The sequence below is a fragment of the Lysinibacillus sp. FW301-JW8 genome, assembly GCF_058788755.1.
In genome coordinates this window covers 26,028-45,126 of the sequence record NZ_JBYTBB010000013.1, presented here as the reverse complement: position 1 = coordinate 45,126, position 19,099 = coordinate 26,028, and the positions used below count along the sequence as shown (strand labels likewise).

The 19,099-nt window shown below is 38.0% G+C and carries 13 protein-coding genes; 10 read left to right on the top strand and 3 right to left on the bottom strand.

What is annotated here, in order from left to right:
• Window positions 1-12 precede the first annotated feature (12 nt).
• The 3 genes from AC3WOM_RS07675 to AC3WOM_RS07665 all read left to right on the top strand — a co-directional run bounded on the left by AC3WOM_RS07675 (window position 13) and on the right by AC3WOM_RS07665 (window position 4,624).
• On the top strand, window positions 13-1,185 hold the full coding sequence (locus AC3WOM_RS07675) for a saccharopine dehydrogenase family protein (RefSeq protein WP_427541775.1): 1,173 nt from the start codon (window positions 13-15) through the stop codon (window positions 1,183-1,185).
• A 9-nt stretch (window positions 1,186-1,194) separates the two neighbouring features.
• On the top strand, window positions 1,195-2,388 hold the full coding sequence (locus AC3WOM_RS07670) for an acyl-CoA dehydrogenase family protein (protein ID WP_492445976.1): 1,194 nt from the start codon (window positions 1,195-1,197) through the stop codon (window positions 2,386-2,388).
• A gap of 133 nt (window positions 2,389-2,521) precedes the next feature.
• Window positions 2,522-4,624, top strand: coding sequence for a beta-propeller domain-containing protein (locus tag AC3WOM_RS07665; protein ID WP_492445974.1), 2,103 nt, complete (start codon window positions 2,522-2,524; stop codon window positions 4,622-4,624).
• A gap of 78 nt (window positions 4,625-4,702) precedes the next feature.
• Here AC3WOM_RS07665 and AC3WOM_RS07660 read toward each other — a convergent pair whose 3' ends face one another.
• Window positions 4,703-6,106 (bottom strand): polysaccharide deacetylase family protein, encoded by a 1,404-nt coding sequence (locus AC3WOM_RS07660; RefSeq protein ID WP_427541784.1) that lies wholly within the window; start codon window positions 6,104-6,106, stop codon window positions 4,703-4,705.
• Between the two features lie 244 nt (window positions 6,107-6,350).
• Here AC3WOM_RS07660 and AC3WOM_RS07655 point away from each other — a divergent pair, with 244 nt between their 5' ends.
• Entirely contained in the window at window positions 6,351-7,103 is a 753-nt protein-coding gene (locus AC3WOM_RS07655) for a threonine/serine exporter family protein (protein ID WP_492445972.1), read from the top strand.
• A 20-nt stretch (window positions 7,104-7,123) separates the two neighbouring features.
• Complete coding sequence (locus AC3WOM_RS07650) at window positions 7,124-7,591, top strand: threonine/serine exporter family protein (RefSeq protein ID WP_427541918.1); 468 nt, start codon at window positions 7,124-7,126, stop codon at window positions 7,589-7,591.
• A 57-nt stretch (window positions 7,592-7,648) separates the two neighbouring features.
• Here the strand turns inward: AC3WOM_RS07650 and AC3WOM_RS07645 are convergent, their stop codons facing one another.
• Window positions 7,649-9,670 (bottom strand): EAL domain-containing protein, encoded by a 2,022-nt coding sequence (locus AC3WOM_RS07645; RefSeq protein ID WP_427541790.1) that lies wholly within the window; start codon window positions 9,668-9,670, stop codon window positions 7,649-7,651.
• A 186-nt stretch (window positions 9,671-9,856) separates the two neighbouring features.
• On the opposite strand from AC3WOM_RS07645, the gene AC3WOM_RS07640 reads away from it, so the two are divergent.
• The 4 genes from AC3WOM_RS07640 to AC3WOM_RS07625 all read left to right on the top strand — a co-directional run bounded on the left by AC3WOM_RS07640 (window position 9,857) and on the right by AC3WOM_RS07625 (window position 15,645).
• Window positions 9,857-10,750, top strand: a complete 894-nt coding sequence (locus AC3WOM_RS07640) for a DMT family transporter (RefSeq protein WP_427541792.1) — start codon at window positions 9,857-9,859, stop codon at window positions 10,748-10,750.
• Between the two features lie 75 nt (window positions 10,751-10,825).
• Window positions 10,826-12,547, top strand: coding sequence for an ABC transporter ATP-binding protein (locus AC3WOM_RS07635; RefSeq protein ID WP_492445970.1), 1,722 nt, complete (start codon window positions 10,826-10,828; stop codon window positions 12,545-12,547).
• Window positions 12,547-14,379 carry an ABC transporter ATP-binding protein gene (locus tag AC3WOM_RS07630; RefSeq protein WP_492445969.1) on the top strand — a complete coding sequence of 611 codons (1,833 nt, stop codon included), beginning with the start codon at window positions 12,547-12,549 and terminating at the stop codon, window positions 14,377-14,379. The genes AC3WOM_RS07635 and AC3WOM_RS07630 overlap by 1 nt, the downstream gene beginning before the upstream one ends.
• A gap of 399 nt (window positions 14,380-14,778) precedes the next feature.
• Window positions 14,779-15,645: a GNAT family N-acetyltransferase gene (locus AC3WOM_RS07625; protein WP_427541801.1), complete on the top strand. Its 867-nt coding sequence runs from the start codon at window positions 14,779-14,781 to the stop codon at window positions 15,643-15,645.
• Window positions 15,646-15,937: 292 nt separating this feature from the next.
• Here AC3WOM_RS07625 and helD read toward each other — a convergent pair whose 3' ends face one another.
• On the bottom strand, window positions 15,938-18,166 hold the full coding sequence (gene helD, locus AC3WOM_RS07620) for an RNA polymerase recycling motor HelD (protein ID WP_492445967.1): 2,229 nt from the start codon (window positions 18,164-18,166) through the stop codon (window positions 15,938-15,940).
• 183 nt (window positions 18,167-18,349) lie between these two features.
• Between helD and AC3WOM_RS07615 the strand changes: the two genes are divergently transcribed.
• Complete coding sequence (locus AC3WOM_RS07615; RefSeq protein WP_492445965.1) at window positions 18,350-19,081, top strand: glycerophosphodiester phosphodiesterase family protein; 732 nt, start codon at window positions 18,350-18,352, stop codon at window positions 19,079-19,081.
• The last annotated feature ends 18 nt before the right edge of the window (window positions 19,082-19,099 follow it).

Sequence of the window (19,099 nt, the reverse complement as noted above, 5' to 3'; positions counted from 1 at the left end):
GGGATGTTCTTGATGAAGGTTGTTGTATTAGGTGCAGGTTTAATGGGAAAAGAGGTAGCTCGTGATTTAATTAAAAATAATAAAGTAGAACGTGTAATCTTAGGGGACATAGATGTAAGGGTGGCACAGGAATTTGTGAACACGTTAAACACAGATAAGGTTGAGGTAGTGGAGCTTCATGCAGAGCACGATGAATCTTTAATGAACGTCATATCTAAAGGTGATGTGGTCGTAAATGCTCTATTCTATTCCTTTAATGAACGTGTAGCAAGAGCAGCAATTGAAGCTGGAGTACATTCCGTGGATTTAGGTGGTCATATCGGTGGGGTAACGGAGAAAATTCTAGATCTTCATGAAGAAGCAAAAGCTAAAGGTGTAACAATTATTCCTGATTTGGGTGTTGCTCCAGGTATGGTCAATATTTTAACAGGCTATGGTGCATCAAAATTAGATGAAGTCGAATCTATTAAGCTATTTGTGGGAGGAATTCCAACAGAGCCAAAGCCACCTCTTCATTACACGCGAGTATTTTCTTTAGATGGGGTTTTTGATCATTATACAGAGCCTTCAAAAGCGATTCAAAAAGGAAAGCTTGAGGAAGTTCCATCTCTATCAGGTGTCGAGCCTATTTATTTTGACGATTTTGGTGTGCTAGAGGCATTTTATACATCAGGTGGTATTTCTACGCTGTATAAGACATTTCCTAATGTTCGAACATTAGAGTACAAAACAATTCGCTATAAGGGGCATGCAGAGAAATTTAAGCTGTTAGCTGATTTAGGATTCCTCGATTCAACGAATAAGGTTGAAGTCGAAAATCAAGAAGTGCCAGTTCGAGCAGTTGTGCGTGAGGCACTTAAAAAGAAGCTTGAGCTTGGAACAAAACCAGATGCTGTACTGCTACGTGTCATTGTTGCTGGAGAAAAGGCGCAGCAACAAGTAACGTACGAGTACGAAATGGTCGTTAGAAAAGATATGACAATAAATGAAACAGCCATGGCTCGAGCAACAGCTAATACGATTTCTGTTGTTGCGCAAATGATTGGTGAAGGGACGATTACAGAGCGTGGTGTATTTGCGCCTGAATCAATTGTTCCAGGAGATACGTATATGGAAGAGATGGCAAAACGCGGCGTTGTCATAAAAGAGACTTCTCATAAATCTGCAATGATTGTGAAATGGTAGGTGTCAACCATGAATTTCAACTTTAGCACTGAGCAGGAGCTGCTACGAAAAACAGTTCGGCAATTTGTAGACGATGAAATCATGCCCAATATTGCAAAGTGGGATGCAACAGGAGGCTTTGATGCAAAGATTTGGTCAAGACTTGCTGAGCTTGGCTTAATGGGCGTTTGTGTTCCTGAAAAATACGGTGGTAGCGGTATGGATTATAATTCGCTTGCTATTGTTTGTGAGGAACTAGAGCGAGGAGATACGGCATTTCGAACAGCGGTTTCAGTTCATACAGGCTTGAATAGTATGACCCTAATGCAATGGGGAACAGAGGAACAGAAGCAACAATATCTTGTTCCACAGGCAAAGGGTGTTCGAATTGGTGCATTTGGTCTAACAGAGCCAGGAGCTGGTTCAGATGTAGCGGCAATGTCTACTACTGCTGTACGTGATGGGGATTTTTATATTATAAATGGGCAAAAAACTTGGATTTCCTTATGTGATATAGCTGATCATTTTATTGTTTTTGCCTATACAGATAAATCGAAGAAACATCACGGTATTAGTGCATTTATTATAGAGCGATCAATGGCCGGCTTTACCTCAAAGGCTATTAAGGGGAAATATGGTATTCGTGCTGGTAATACTGGTGAGCTCTTTTTTGAAGATTTACGTGTACCAGTAGAGAATCGACTAGGAGAAGAGGGCGAGGGCTTTAAAATTGCCATGTCTGCTCTTGATAATGGTCGTTTCACGGTAGCTGCTGGCGCTGTGGGACTCATTCAAGTATGCCTTGAGGCAAGTGTGAAATATTGCCATGAACGTGAAACATTTGGCAAGCCTATTGGTGAACATCAGCTAGTAGGGCAAATGATTGCCAAAATGGAGGCAGGCTATCAAATGAGTCGTCTACTTGTCTATCGTGTTGGTGAACTAAAAAACAAAGGTGTTCGAAATACGAGAGAGACGTCTCTTGCAAAATGGCAGGCCTGTGATTTTGCTAACAAAGCAGCAGATGACGCAGTGCAAATTCATGGTGCCTATGGTTATTCAGATGAATATCCAGTTGCACGTTATTTGCGTAACTCCAAAGCGCCTGTTATTTATGAAGGCACACGTGAAATTCATACTATTATGCAGGCTGATTATGTGTTAGGGCAACGTCAGGATAAACCATTAGGCAAAATGCTACCAAAGTGGCCTTTTGATGAATAAACGAGAGGAGAATCATCCTCTCGTTTTTCTTATGTAGAAAAATTGCTATGCAAAAAATTTTTCTGAAAAATGTAACTTTCCAACTCTTCAGCAGTCTAATTGATAAACAAGTATATGAAAGAGAGGAAAAAAGATGAAAAATAAGTGGATAGCAATTATGGTTATCGCCGTACTCGCCATTTTACCAGGGATCATTATGCTGACAATGACTCCAACTGTAGAGGCAAAAGCAGCAAGTGTTAGTATGGCCACTAAAAGCTGGCAAGCAACTTTTACTAAAGCTTTAAAGGAAAGCAAGATAACAAAAGAAACTGTTTATGTTACAAATAGCAAGGATCAAAAAGTTGAAGCAACTATCACACTAGGAGAAGATAAAAAGACATTAATTGTTAGTGATTTAACACCTGGTAGTTATAAATTACATGTACAGAAGGAAGCATTTGTACTGGGTGGACCAAAAGCTGCCTCACAAGTAATTTCATTTACCATTATTGAAAAGCTAGAAGCAGTAAAATCAGAGAAAGAGCTACAGCAATACTTTGACACTCTTTTAGCTAACCCAAATAAGGAAGTGAAATATGATTCAAGTAGAGAAATGGAAAGTAAGGCAGATAGCCCAAGTGTAAGCAGTAATTCCTCTATGACAAACAATCAAGTAGAGGGAGTTGAAGAAGGCGATTTAGTCGTTGTAAAGGATGGCTTTATTTATTCTGTACAAGAACATAGTATTACAGTGGTAGATGCAACAAATCCGAAAAATTTAGCATTAGCGACAACTCTTAAAATAGAGGATTCTAAATATATTTCAAAGCTTGCATTATATGATCATTTGTTAATAGCAATTGGGGATAAATATTTAGAAAAAGCAGGCACGAGCATGTCAACAGCTACTTTGTATGATATTTCGAACCCTAAGAGCCCAAAATTTATACGTGAGGTAGGGCAAGAGGGGTATTTACAGGATATTCGTATTACCAATGACACCTTATATTTAATTGGTAACATGTTTCCGAATTATTGGGCGCTTCGAGATAACAAAGCAATAGATTTAAAGCCAAAGACTTATGATAGTGGAGATACGAAAGAATACCAAAGCCTGCCTCTTGAGAAAATATCTATTTTACCAAATACCATGGATGGAACATATAGCTTAATAACAGCTCTAAATTTAAAAAATGGTGCAAAGGCAACTGCCAATACAAAAGGTTATTTGGGCGGTAGCAGCGGACTGTATATGTCTGAGGATGCACTTTATCTTACAACACCGGTCTATGACGGCAGTCCAGTCGTTCCTGCTGAAAATCGCATTATGGATATGATGATTTGGATGCCAAGAGCAACTAATACACAGGTCTTTAAATGGAATGTAGATGGCACCACGATGAATTTTGTAGGCAATACAGAAGTAAAAGGAACTGTGTTAAATCAATATTCAATGGATGAGTACAAGGGGAATTTCCGAATTGTAACAACTGAAGGAAATACGTGGGATGAAAAAAATATTTCACGTAATCATCTCTTTATTTTAGATAAAAATTTAAAAGAGCTTGGCGCAGTTAAAGACTTAGCACCAGGAGAAAAAGTATATTCAGCACGCTTCATGGGTGAAAAAGCGTATGTGGTGACATTTAAGCAAGTGGATCCGTTATTTGTGATTGATGTAGCTGATCCTAAAAAGCCAACTGTCCTAGGGGAATTGAAAATACCAGGATTTAGTAATTACTTGCATCCATTAGATGAAACACATTTAATCGGAATTGGCTATGATACAGAGCAACGCTATGACGCATTTTCAAAAAGCAATTTTACAGTGACAACTAATATGAAAATGTCGTTGTTTGATGTTTCAGATTTCAAAAATCCAAAAGAACAATCATCTATAAAAATCGGTGGTAAAGGTTCTTATTCGGATGTTCAATACAATCCTAGGGCTCTATTCCGAAATAAGGAATACAATTATTTTGGCTTCCCAGTTGTCCTTTATGAGGCAGGGAAGGGTGATGAAATTGTTTACAAAGGTCAGGGAGCTCAAATTTATGAAATAACAGCAGATAAAGGAATCGTGCTAAAAGGTAGTATCATAGAAGAAAGTACTGGTGAGCCATATGAGAATTGGGATCAGCTTGTACAGCGTGTCGTATATATAGATGATGCCCTCTATACAGTCGCTCGCAATGAGGTGAAGAGCTATCAATTAAAAGACTTCCAACCATTAGATAAGCTAATAATAAAATAAAAAAGAAGTCCAATAAACTAAATTCTAGTTTATTGGACTTTTACTTTTGTTGGATATAGGCAGTGCTTGAAAGAATAATTATTGACGATACGGAAGAATCTCCGAGACTGTTACAAATTCATAGCCCTGCCCCTGTAGATAGGCGAGTACCGCATCCAGCCCATCGGCAGTTGATTGATGAATATCATGCATTAAAACGATAGCGTTATTGTGTAAATTATTTTTCACATATGGTAATAGCTGCTGTGCATTGCGATGCTTCCAGTCTAATGTATCGATCGTCCATAGTACGACTGGAATTGGTATTTGCCCATTAATAGCATCGTTTGTTGCCCCATATGGAGGTCTAAATACAGTGGCATCATGATTAATTGCTTTCTCTAGCTCTGCAGAAGTTGATGTGTATTGCTTTAGTACCTGCTCTTGTGAAAGCTTTGTTAATACAGGATGGTTCCATGTATGGTTACCTATTTCATGACCTCGAGCAAGAACATCCTTAGCAATATCAGGATAATACTGTACACGCCCGCCGAGCATAAAGAAGGTAGCTTTTGCATGGTATTTATCAAGAGTATCTAATATTTGTTCAGTTACTTTTGGATGTGGGCCATCATCAAAAGTTAAGGCGATACGTTTCGTAGTGGAATCACCTGTAGTAGGTGGTTTCGTAGGCTTTATAGTCTCCATAGCAATTTGAAAATCAGAGGCTAACAACGGATTAATCAGCGAAAGAGGAAGCTTCACTATTGGTGCACCTGCCGCTCCACTAGCAATCTCATACTCATCGAAATAGAATTGTAACGAATCATCTACAATGGAGAAGCGATTGAAGTTAGACCATTTAGGTTCTGTTGCCTTTTCTAGCTCATCAGTAAAGAGATCGTCTTTTAACTGAAGATTTTGCTGTAAATCTTTACGTACTTGAGTAGCCAATGTTGATAAGTTGTTTTCATCGCCTTGCAGTAATGTTTTAATGGTGATTTGTTCGCCAGTTTCATTATTGATGAAGAATGTCTTAGTTGAAACCTCATGATTTGCCCCGCCTAAGTACAGCATTTTCGTCAGTACAAAGGAATAATAATGCTCACGATATGGGAATGTTTCTAAACTAATATTAAGCTCGCCCATAGCCTCTTTGTTTTTAATTTTTTTCATTGATGACAGATAGGTTTCTTTTGAATCCGATATGTACTGTAAAACGGCTTCATTAAATGCTTTATTGTCTGTCTGTGGATAATGAATAGCAAAAGGTGTTTGTTTATCATTAGAAACGTCTGTTACAATACGAATACCTGGAAACGCAGAGCTTTCTGTGGATAAATTACTAGGTACTGATTCTGTCTCTTTTGAGGCACTAATTTTTTGAAACTTAAAGTCATCCTTTGATAGGATAATGACTAAAATAATAGTTGTTAATGTAATAATGAGGCCGATTAATAGGAAATCAATCATCGGGCCGCGTCTTCTTCTGCGTTCCGGCATTTTTATGGATACGCTCCTTTCCTTAATTACTTTTCTATACAATCAGACGTGTCAGCCATTGAAAAAGTTATACGAATCTACGAAGTTTTGTTATCATTTTAAGGAAAATTAATTTTCATATAAAATCAATTTGCATTAGTCAGCATATTACAGCCAAAGTATAGTATTAAAAATTTCAGTTGAGTTTTTTTGGGCAGTTAGATACTATTGGCAAGGAACCTTTTAAAGGAGGCAGATAGCTGTAATGGTTTTACATGAAGCGGGTAATGAATTTACGATTGACTGCTTATTGCTTGCAGGGCGTATTATGATTGAAAGTGGTGCAGAAACATACCGTGTGGAGGATACAATGCTACGCATGGCACATTCTCAAAATATGCTTGATGCGCAATGTTATGCCACACCAACTGGAATCATTTTTTCGTTAGGCAAGACACAGCCAACGAGGATCACATCAATTTCCAATAGGGTTACAGATTTACAAAAAATAGCCTTGGTAAATTCAGTATCTCGGAGACTCACATCTCACATGATAACATTAGAAGAGGCTTATGACGAGTTAAAGTCGATACAAAAAACAAATTATTTTTTACCAACCTATTTACAAGTCATAGCAGCAGCTCTTGCAAGTGGTTGTTTTCTTATTATGTTTAAGGGAGGATGGGCTGATTTTCCGATAGCTTGTTTAGCGGGAGGATTAGGCTTTCTAGTGCTTATAATGATAAATAATTTAACCAAAGTAAAGTTTTTCTCTGAATTTACAGCATCGCTCGTTATCGGCTTCGTTGCCTTCTTTGCAGTCAAGTACGGTTATGGAGCAGAACTTGATAAAATTATCATTAGTTCTGTCATGCCACTTGTACCAGGTATATTGATTACAAATGCAGTGCGTGATTTAATGGCAGGTCACTTTATGTCAGGGATGGCAAAGGGGGCAGAGGCCTTTTTAACAGCCTTTGCCATTGGTGCAGCAATTGCTGTCACCCTAGCATTTTAGGAGGCGCACAATAACATATGATGGATATTATCATTCAATTAATTGTTAGTTTCTTTGCCACTGCTGGGATTGCTGTTATTTTTAATGTACCTAGAAAAACACTGCTTCATTGTGGCCTTGTTGGAGTAATTGGCTGGATCATCTATTATCTTTTAACAGAAAAAGGAATGGATGTGGTCAATGCTTCTTTCTTTGGATCGTTTGTTATTGCTATAGTTGCTCATTTATATGCGCGACGCTTTAAAATGCCAATGATTATTTTTATAGTAGGAGGAATCATTCCATTAGTGCCAGGAGGTATGGCGTATAATGCTATGAGGAACGTTGTAGAGGATGATTACTTACAAGGCTTGCAGTATGGGTTAAAAGCATTTTTAATTACTGGTGCTATCGTTATGGGGCTTGTATTTGCAGAGGTATTTATGCAATTAATATTCCGGTCAATACGTTCAAGTAAAGCTAAATTGCAAAAAGTCTATAAAAAATAAAATTAATGGAGGCTGCGTTTGAATCATTATTCTAACGCAGCCTCCATTTGTTTTTTTCTATTTTACGAGCAATGCTTCTATTTCCTCTGGGGTAGCAGGTTTACTAATGTAATAGCCTTGAATAGCGTCACAGCCATAAGTAATTAAAAGGTCTGCTTGCTCTGCTGTTTCAACACCCTCTGCTACAACCTTAAGTTCCATCGATTTTCCAAGCTGCACCATACCGTGCATTAGCTTTTGGGTCTTTTCAGATTTTAGTAAGGAGCTTGTAAATGTTTTATCAATTTTCAATGTATCTATCGGTAAAATTTGCATGTATCGGAATGAGCCATACCCGGTACCGAAGTCATCTAGAATAAAGGAAATTCCCTCGTTCTCTAGCTTACGCATTTGCTGAGTGATGAAGGTAGCAGCCTCTGCCTCTAGTGCAAATTTTTCTGTAATTTCAATTTGAATAAGGCTGGCAGGGCAACCTGTTTTAGCTAGCTTTTCAAGAATTGATTTTGCCATATTTTTATCACGGAATTCGCGAACAGAAGAGTTTATAGATACCTTCATATCTAAGCCGGCTTTTTTCCAAATTAACGCCTGTTCACAAGCCTTTTCCAGCATAAAGGAACCAATATTGTTAATGAGACCAGTCTCCTCTGCAATTGGAATAAGTTCGTCAGGTGCTACAACGCCGATTACTTCATCTTCCCAACGGACTAATGCCTCTACAGCTGTAATTTTTCCTGAATAAACATCAATTTGGGGCTGATATAATACTTTCAAATTTTTTTGATCTAGAGCCTGAAGTAAGCGTTTTTCAATTAAAGCTTTTCGATTCAAGGCCTTATGAGTAGCTTTAGATAATGAGACAATTTTATCGCCGCCTGCCTCACGAACATTAGAAATAGTTGCGATAGATGCTTTCATTAGTTGAGAAAATGTTGTCTGATCTTCTGGATATCGTGTAATACCACCACTAATAGAAATTGGTACAGCGATATTGCTGCTATAAATTGGATGCTGTTGTAGATAGGACAGGAAACCTTGAATAAACCACTCACTTAAAGGTGTGATGACAACAAAATCATTTTCATTAATGCGTGCCATTGTACTATCTTGGAAATACATTTTAATGCGGTTTGTAAATTCTACAATAAGGCTTTGATCGATTTGCTGATCATGTAGCTCTTTTAATGTGTAAAATTTATCAATACTTAAATAGACAAAAGAAAAGTGTCTTTCATCCTCAATCATATTAGAAATTACTTTTTCGAGTCGATGTGCATTCATAAGACCTGTTTCAGTATCTATATAAGCAATTTTTTCTAATTGATGCTGGATTGTTTTTGATTTGGTGATGTCCTTCTCGATTAAAATAAATTGTTGGTCATTTGTTTCAAGATTAAAGGTCGGGATAGCTGTTAGAAGTACCCAATAAGATTGGCCTGTTTTTGTAACTTTTTCAACCTCACCTTGCCATGTATGACCATTGTTTAAATTACGCCAAATAGTGTTTGTAATCTTTTCACTTACTTCATTGTCAGGGAATAGCTGCCAAAACGTCTTGCCAATGACGCGCTTTGGAGTCCACTGACTTGTCTTTAGAAATTCAGCATTACATTCTAAAATAAAACCATCATGATCAAGGGTAACGGTCATAAATGCTACGTCTAACCCTTGCTTTAAATTTATAAGTGTACTGCTATTTGAGACAGAATTAATCATTAATTCTGGCAGCATAAATAACAGGAGAATATACGTCTCTCCTTGCTCTATAAATGGTTTAGCCAGCAATGCTGCAGTAATCTCTTCATTTCTAAATGTGACCACTTGAACTTGATCTATATACGTACTTTCATCATTGTGTAGAATAGCCTGAAACGTCTCTAATGATAACTGACGCAGTAGATTTTCATGTATGAATGGAGTAGTATTTCCTTTAATATCTGTTGCTAAAATACCAAATAGTTGTTCAGCAGGTTTTCCCAAAATAATAGCTTGTCCATCTTGATTCATGACAATTGCAGGAAAAGGAAGTGAATTTAAATAATGTTCATCAATCGTAAATGATTTATGCATATGACTCATGATTATTCGATCTCCTTGGGTAATCTATATATACTAATATTATAGTTAATTATCGGGAATTAGTCATTATGAATATATTTGTAAATATTTGATGGTGAAAAATATTAGGACTTTTCTAGTGAAATGTAAGAAAAGTTTTGAAGAAAAATAACATTTTTTAGTACGTATATAGGAAGCAGGGATTGTATGGAACGATTAAAAGGAATAATATTTATCGTAACTGGCTCAATGTTGTGGGGTGCAACTGGGCCTTTAATGGAATGGTTACTTAGCCATACACCATTAACAGTCTCCTTTATGTTAACAATTCGACTGTCGGTTGCAGGTATACTATTGCTTATATATTTACTGTTAACAAGAAAGGATATTTTTGGCATTTGGCAACAAAAACTATGGAGTAGACAGCTCATTATATTCGGTATAGCCGGAATGTTGGGCGTGCAGTTTGCCTTTGTGGCAGCAATTAATGCGAGTAATGCGGTATTAGCAACCCTATTACAGTTTTTAGCACCAATATTTGTTGTTGCTTATGTCTCTCTTAGTTTAAAGAAATGGCCTCCTAAATATCAAGTGTTAGGGATTATTGGTACACTCATAGGTCTGTTCCTCCTACTAACGAACGCTTCATTTGACGCTTTGTTAGTTAGTAAAAAAGCCTTATTATGGGGAGTAGCTGTTGGTCTAACGTTTGCCTTCTACACATTGTATCCAGCACGTCTAATGAAAGAGTGGAATGTTCTACTCGTTGTCGGGTGGGGGATGCTGATAGGTGGGGGAACATTGGGAATTATTGGTCGTGTATGGCAATCAAATCTGTGGATAGTGTTCACAGATTTGAAGATAATAGGGTTGATGCTGGCACTCATATTCTTTGGAACAGTAGCTTTTGTGCTGTTTTTAAGCAGTATGAGATATATTACAGCAGTTGAGACTAGCGTACTATCTAGTATCGAGCCTTTAACAGCTATGGCAATTTCAGTAATTGTGTTTGGTACAAATTTAGGTTTTTGGCAATTAGTCGGTGTGTTTGTTATGCTTGTTTGTGTAACATGGCTTTCAGTAGCTGGAGAAAAAGCATAAAAGTATTATCTAACCAGGTGTTTATTACTATTTTGAAAATTTGCAAAATTCCTATAAGTAACAAGGGGGAAGAATATGAAAGAAATTTTTTCCTATGTAAAGCCTTATAAATGGACAGCATTTATCGCGTTATGTTTAATGCTACTGGAGTTATTTGTTGAGCTAGTTCAGCCGCTTATAATGGCTAAAATCATAGATGATGGAGTACGAGCTCAAAACCAGGGCATGATTTTACAATGGGGTGCTATATTACTAGCTCTTTCATTTGTAGCTTTTTTTGCTGGTGTCATTAATTCATATTTTTCATCACATACCGCACAAAGCTTTTCTTATGATTTACGAAATGCGATGTTTGAAAAAATTCAAGCATTTACATTAGCTACTTATCAAAAGTTTTCAACTGCCTCACTAATTACGAGGCTGACAAATGATGTGACACAGGTTCAAACCGTGCTTTTTATGAGTCTGCGAATTATGCTTCGAGCACCGTTGGCTGTTATTGGTAGTATTGTAATGGCTTTTGTTGTCAATGCAAAGCTTGCATTATTTTTAGTAATTGGTGCACCAGTAATCTTTATTTTTCTTATTTTTATGGTAACAAAAGGTGTGTCTTATTTTGGACTCGTTCAAAAGAGGATAGATCGTTTAAATCGTGTACTACAGGAAAATTTACAGGCTATCCGTTTGGTTAAGGCTTATTTACGTGGTGCCTATGAAGCCTCTCGTTTTGATGAGGTAGCTTCACGCTTAAAATTAGATACAGTCAAAGCTTTGCGTACTATGGAGTATATTATGCCTGTACTACTATTCATCATGAATATGAGTTTACTTGCCGTTTTGTGGTTTGGGACAAAGCAAATAGCTTCTGGTACAACACCGCTTGGCGATATTGTGGCGATTGTCAATTATGCAATGCGTATGACAGGCTCATTTTCAATGTTTGCGTTTATTATTATTTTTTATGCCCGTGCCAAGGCCTCTGCAGAACGTATGGCAGAAGTTCTATCTATTGAAAATGAGACTGAGCTTTCATCATCTGTGGAAAGTGCCTCTAGCAGAAGACATTTTGGCGAATTGATCTTTGACAACGTTAGCTTTACATATCCAGGTGGAGACTCTCCAGTATTAGCGAATGTAAGCTTTAGTGTTAAATCAGGTGAAAAATTAGCCATAATGGGTGCTACAGGTGCAGGTAAATCAACATTATTACAGCTAATTCCACGCTTTTATGATGTCACTGAGGGGCGAATAGTAGTAGAAGGCAAGGATATTCAGCAATGGGACTTACAAGAGCTAAGGGAGATTATTGGTTATGTCCCACAGCAATCCTTATTATTTACAGGTAGCATTGCAGACAATGTTAAATGGGGTGACATTGATGCTGAAATGGATGCTGTGCGACAGGCAACGATGCAAGCACAAATTCATGCTTCTGTAGAAGATTTCCCACAGGGTTACGAGACAAGAGTTGGGCAGAAGGGTGTTAATCTTTCAGGCGGCCAAAAACAAAGGCTATCTATTGCAAGAGCGTTATTACGAAAAGGTCATCTACTAATGCTGGACGATAGTACAAGTGCGCTTGACGTAAAAACGGAGCAGGCATTATGGGAGGCGCTGAGCAAGGAACCGGCAACTATGCTCGTTGTAACTCAGAAAATACGTACAGCTAAAGGGGCAGATCGAATATTACTAATCGATGCAGGGGAAGTAGTAGCATATGGCACGCATAAAGAGCTACTACAGACTTCTGAGCTCTATAAAAAAATCGCAGTCTCCCAGCAGGAGGTAGAGAAATAATGGCATTTTTCCACAAACCTTTTGGCTATGAGCCGATTTTGACAAAAGATGATGTACAGCAGATTGTTAAGAAAAAGAAAGGACCTCGTGCGACAGATTGGCGAAGTACATTGTTGAGATTATGGAAAATTGTCGATGAACAACGTGTACTCTTAATGATTGTGCTTTTACTTGTCATGGTGAGTTCAATTTTAGCTCTTCTTGGACCATATATAATCGGAAAAATGATAGATATGTATGTGATGCATGGTGAGCTTGCAGGTCTTAGTAAGGGCATTATGTTGTTAATCGGCATTTATGCTCTACTAGCAGTGGCGTTATTTTTACAAAATTATTGGATGATAGGCATTGCTCAGCAAACAATTTATAGACTGCGTACAAGCGTATTTGCACATTTTCAAAGACTGCCTATTTCATTTTTTGACCGCCGTCAGCATGGAGAGCTAATGAGTCGGATGACAAATGATATAGAAGCGGTAAGTTCAACATTAAATAGTTCCTTCATCCAGGTGTTTTCCAGTGTTTTAACGCTTACAGGTACTGTAATTATCATGCTAAGCCTAAGCCCTTTACTAACGGTATTAACGATGACCATTATACCGATTATGTTTTGGGCAATGCGCTGGGTTACTCGAAGAACAGCTCCATTATTTAAACAGCAGCAAGTGGCTATTGGAGCGCTTAACGGTATGATTGAAGAGACAATTTCAGGTCAACGAATTGTGAAGGCCTTCTCACAAGAGGAAAGAATGATGGAGGAGTTTCGTGAAAAAAGCTTGCGATTAAAAACAACAGGCTTTTGGGCACAGACATATTCAGGCTATATTCCAAAGGTCATGAACTTCTTAAACAATATGAGCTTTACAATTGTAGCCGGGATTGGAGGCGTGCTTGCTCTTTATGGTCACGTGTCAATTGGGGTCATAGTTATTTTTACCGAATATGCACGCCAGTTTACTCGTCCACTAAATGATTTGGCCAATCAATTTAATACAGTTTTATCGGCAATTGCTGGTGCTGAAAGGGTATTTGCATTACTGGATGAACAGCCTGAAGTGGAAACAGCTTCAGCACAAAAGCATAAATTATTAGGACAGGTGAGCTTCCAACACGTTTATTTTAAATATGAACAGGAGGAAGAAGCTTATACGTTAAAGGATGTTAATTTTCAAGTAGAGCCAGGTCAAACAGTAGCCCTTGTAGGAGCAACGGGTGCAGGAAAGACAACTATCTTACAGCTTATTGCAAGATTTTATGAGGTAACAAAGGGCGAGGTTTTATTTGATGGTGTAAACATTCAACAAATAGAACGACAAGCATTACGTTCGCAAATGGCCTTTGTGCTTCAGGACCCGTTTTTGTTCGAAGCGTCAGTGCGAGAGAATATTCGTTATGGCCGATTAGATGCGAGCGATGAAGAAATAGTAGAAGCGGCTAAGCGTTCAAATGCTCACGACTTTATCATAAAGTTAAAAAATGGCTATGATACTATTCTTGCGGCAGATGGTCGAGAAATTTCACAGGGGCAAAAGCAGCTGCTATCCATAGCTCGAGCATTAATTGCTGATCCTAGGATATTATTACTTGATGAGGCTACAAGCAGTATTGATACTGTTACTGAGCTTGCCATTCAAGAGGCGCTGGACATATTAATGCAGGGGCGTACAAGCTTTGTTATTGCTCATCGTTTAAATACCGTACACAATGCGGATATTGTACTCGTTATGCACAAGGGTGAATTAGTTGAAGCAGGTCCTCAACAACAGTTAATTGAATCTGGTGGCATTTATGCGCAAATGTTACAATCTTCTTCATATCATCTTGAAGAATAAACTATTTTAGTCATGGATTGGAGTGATCTCTTTGGGATCGCTCCTTTCTTAGTGTTGAACGCAAAACTGGAAGAAGAGTCGTAAATAAGGCATCATTGTTAAACATTTAAATGAAATAAAGACTATTTCCTTATATTGAAAATGTAATTTATTTGTATAAATGGTATAATTGTAAGAAGGGTTGAAATATTGAGTGAGAGCGCTTAGTATGAGTATGTATCTATAAATTCTAGTAATTTTCAGTTATTAAAGTTATTAATGATTGTATAAATCCATTTATTTTCCTTATATTAAAAACAAAATAGTTGATTATTAGAAGTTACTATTATAATTTGTTGCAAGCTGATTTTCTTTCTTGCTACAATAGGGCAATAGTCTGATTTAAGAACGGAGTAAACGATGAATATTTCAGTAATGACGGTGTCTTTTCCGTTAGATGGGGAAACATTAAAAGAAGTAACATTATTATGTGAAGAAGCGACCGTACATGATTACCGTGTATATGAAACTGCAATGGGAGTTCCTATGGCGGGGTCTTTTGAAACAAAGGGTTTTATGATACTTGCTTATGAAGATGATAAGGATGTGTTAGTAGGAGCAGCAAGTGCTGTAGACTTAATGGGGCTTCATACATATGAATGGTCTCTAGTAGTAACGCCTGCTTATCGTCAAAAAGGAATCGGAACCGCTTTAGTGGAAGCTTTACAGGCTGGTCTTCAAGAGCGTGGAGCAGAGGGGCAATTGGCTGTAGTAATAGATGGATCACCCTTTGGTCATACGTTTATTGAAAATAAAGGCTTTACATATAGCTTTTCAGAGGCAACTTTAGAAACAAGAGCAGAATCAGTAAACTTAAACAAGGATGTTGAAATTACTCCATATGCAGGTGAGCAGGCAGAGCTGATCGACATTTATAGTGAAGCGTTTGGGGATTTACCGGAGGAGTCTGAAGAGCTAATAGCCTTTAATACATCTACGGATGGCAGAAAGCTATGGCTGGCCCGTAAGGACGGTGAAGTCGTTGGAACAGTGACAACTGCTCAGGAAAATGAAATTCAATGGGTCACAGCATTAGCCGTACATCCAAATTGTGAAGGGCAGGGCATTGGTACAGCTATGCTATCCTTTTCCAAGGACTATGCAAGTAAAATCGGAGCGAAATTTGTGATGCTTGATGTAGAAATTGACAATGGAAAAGCCCTTTCTGTTTATGAAAAGGCTGGCTTTATGAAGGCTCAACAAATAGATTATTATGTAAAGCAGTAGAAAGAAAGGTAAGGAGGAAAAAGTACTCCTTACCTTTTTAATTAAGCTTTTTTATCATAAATACCTACTATCCTCATATAGTATTAATAACCCTATGAAAGGAGTCGTTACTCTTGCGCATGCCAGCATTGCCTAAAAAGAAGTCTCCTCCAAAGGAAGCACCCAGCTCATGGTGGAAGGTTGTTAAAGCGTATTTATCTCGAGGGAAGTTTTACCGGTTACCACCTCGGAATTAATAAAGGAGCATTAGAAAAGTCGCCCAAATAGCGACTTTTTATTACTTATAGGAATTTTAGCTTTCTAAAAGAAAAGCCTCCTTTGATGGACCGATTAAATAGAGTTCATGCATTGCCCTTGTAAGTGCCACATACAGTAGTTTTCTGTCAAGCTTTGTATCATAGAAAGGTGTATCGAAGGCAGTGACGATAACTGCATCAAATTCAAGTCCCTTTGCTAAATGACTTGGCACTACAAGTAATAATTCTTGGTCAATAGAATCATTTTCTGTTAGCAGTTGGGAATTAATTTTATGGTCAGTTAAAGCTTTCTGGATTTTGAGCGCCTCTGTTGACGTTTTACAAATTAACGCAATGGATCGATGTCCTTTCGTGCGTATGGAGTCAAAAATTGACTTAATTTTCAGGGCATCGAATGCATTTGCTTGTATGAAGGTTGGTCCATTGCCATGACGAACTACAGGCTCCACTAATGGTAGCTGTTCTTCCATTTGTGCTAAAACCTTATTTGCGACCTCCATGATTTCAATGGTTGTACGATAACTTTTTTGAAGTGTTCTAAAGCTTGCACGGGGGAATAACTGTTGGACAGGCTCCCATGCAGTTAGTGAACGATAACTATGAATGCCTTGTGCTAAATCACCTACCATTGTAAACATATCTGTCTCAAGTCCAGCTTTTAAAGCAGCAAGCTGGAATAAACTATAGTCCTGTACTTCGTCAATAAAAACTACCCGCATTTTCCATTCATCTGAAATGCCCTTTAAGCGAGCCTGTAAATAGTACAATGCGGCTAAGTCCTCAAGGGCCCATTGTTCCTTTAAGTGAGCCTGTATAAATTGCTGTTGTTCAAGGTAATGCCACTCTGGTGCAAGCTCTGCTAAAAGCTCAGGTTTTGTAAGTAGGGTACGATAGAGTATTTTTATATTATGTTTAGAGAAACGCCGCATATAAACAGCTGCTGTGGATTTAGCCTCTTTTTCAATGGCGGGTATTCGTTCATCCCGTTCATCAATAAACTTTGTAACAACACGACGACGTTTGTCATCATCTCGTATTCCATTTAAAGCTTTGCCAAGTGCTTCATCATATTTCTTATGCAACATATTTAATACAGCTTGCTTCTTTTGGCGAACATGGCTGGCTAAAATCTTTTTAATATGATCAAGCCGCTTTTCAATAGGCATATAAGATAATTCGTATAAGAACAGCTTTTTTAAATGAGATGCACGCATAATACAATATTTTTCAATGTAAACATCCTCAAATTGTTCAGCGATTCCCTGTTCAAGCTTTTGAATATAACGTTCTATAACATCACGATAATAAAGTGAGCCCTTCATCTCAGATATCCAAGCAATGGACTGCTGTGATCCACCTGCAACAAGAGTCTCTAACTGCTCATTAGGATTTTGAAGTTTAAGCTTAAGCTTAGTGGCAGCAAGGACATAATCTGAAAAGGTTGTTTGACAAATTTTATCAACGCCAAGTTCTGGCAAAACGTCACCAATATAATCGATAAATAGTTTATTTGGTGCTAATATCATGAGCTGCTCAGGGTTAAAATGCTCGCCCATTGTATAGAGGAAGTAAGAGATACGATGGAGAGCTATCGTTGTTTTTCCACTGCCGGCAGCACCCTGTACGATAATAGGCTGACGAAGATGCGCTCGTATAATTTCGTTCTGTTCTTTTTGAATAGTCGAGACAATTTCTGTTAAACGTACATCTGCCTTTCCAGCTAACGCTTCTTGTAGTAATTCATCATTCGTTGTTAAATCAATATCTCGTATATCAAGCAATTCACCATTTTCGATTTTATATTGACGCTTGGCAAATAGGTGACCTTTAAGGATTTCGCCTCGAACATCATACTCCATATCACCAAGGCGACCATCATAATAGACGTTTGCAACTGGTGAACGCCAGTCTACGATAATTGGTTCGTGTGTCTCTCGATGGAATAATGAGGTTTTGCCGATATAAAGAAATTCCTCTGGATCACCAGTCTTTTGAAAATGGATTCGGGCAAAATACGGCTTCTTTTGAACAGCCTCTAAGCCTTCCTTTTGGGTACGCGCCATTTCAAAAAATCGGGCGTTGGCAAGGATATTTAAATAACTCAAACTAGAGTCTAAATAATCAAGATCTGCCATCGATTGCCGAATATTCTCCTGCGCTGATTGCAAGTCTCTTCGGGATTCACTTAATATTTGATGCATATAATTTTTAGTGAAGGCTAGCCATTCCACCTCAGCCTGAAAATCTGGATGTTGTACAGTCATTTTTAGCACCTCCTAAGTACTTACAATTTCAAAGTAGATTATCATACTACTATATATAATATTTACCATCAAGCAAAAGCGTAATAGGCTAATTATGTTACTATTAGATTAGAAGCAAGAAAAGTTATTCGTGTATTATGATTTTTATCATATTAAAGGTGAACATCATAGGAGGTTATAGATTTGGATATTTTCGCACATAGAGGAGTCTCCGCACATTACCCTGAAAATACGACTGCTGCATTTCGAGCAGCAGCAAGGCTGTCTATTACAGGCATCGAGTTAGATGTACATGTAACAGCTGATGGTGAGCTAGTGGTCATTCATGATGAAAAGATTGATCGAACATCCAATGGCTGTGGCTATGTTAAAGATTTTACCTTACAGCAGTTGCGTGCATTTGATTTTGGTTCATGGTTTTCTGCGGAATTTGAGGGTGAAAATATTCCAACCCTGAGTGAAGTACTAGAATTGTTTGCAGGTACCAACCATCGTATTAATATAGAGCTTAAAACAGATATAATGCCATATGACGGGATTGAAGCTCTTGTGATGAAGGAAGTTGCTGCACATCAAATGACAGAAAGAGTGATCATTTCCTCTTTTAATCATGAATCGATACAAATTGTCTCACTGATGGCACCATATATTGAAACCGCAGCTTTATTTGCTGAAATATTAATTGATTTTAACGGCTGTGCTGCACAAATTCCAGCAAATGCAATCCATGTTACTTTACCAGCAGCATTTCGAAAATCGGTAGGTAGAGCTTTGCAAGAAGGAGCACTTGTGCGGGTTTATACAGTGAATGAGGTCGAGCATGCTAAGCACTTACAGGGACTCGGTGTGCGGGCAATTTTTACAGATGATCCAGAGAAGATTATGGCTGGATTGAGTGGGCAGAAAAAGGAATGAATAGGGGAGGAGAGTGCG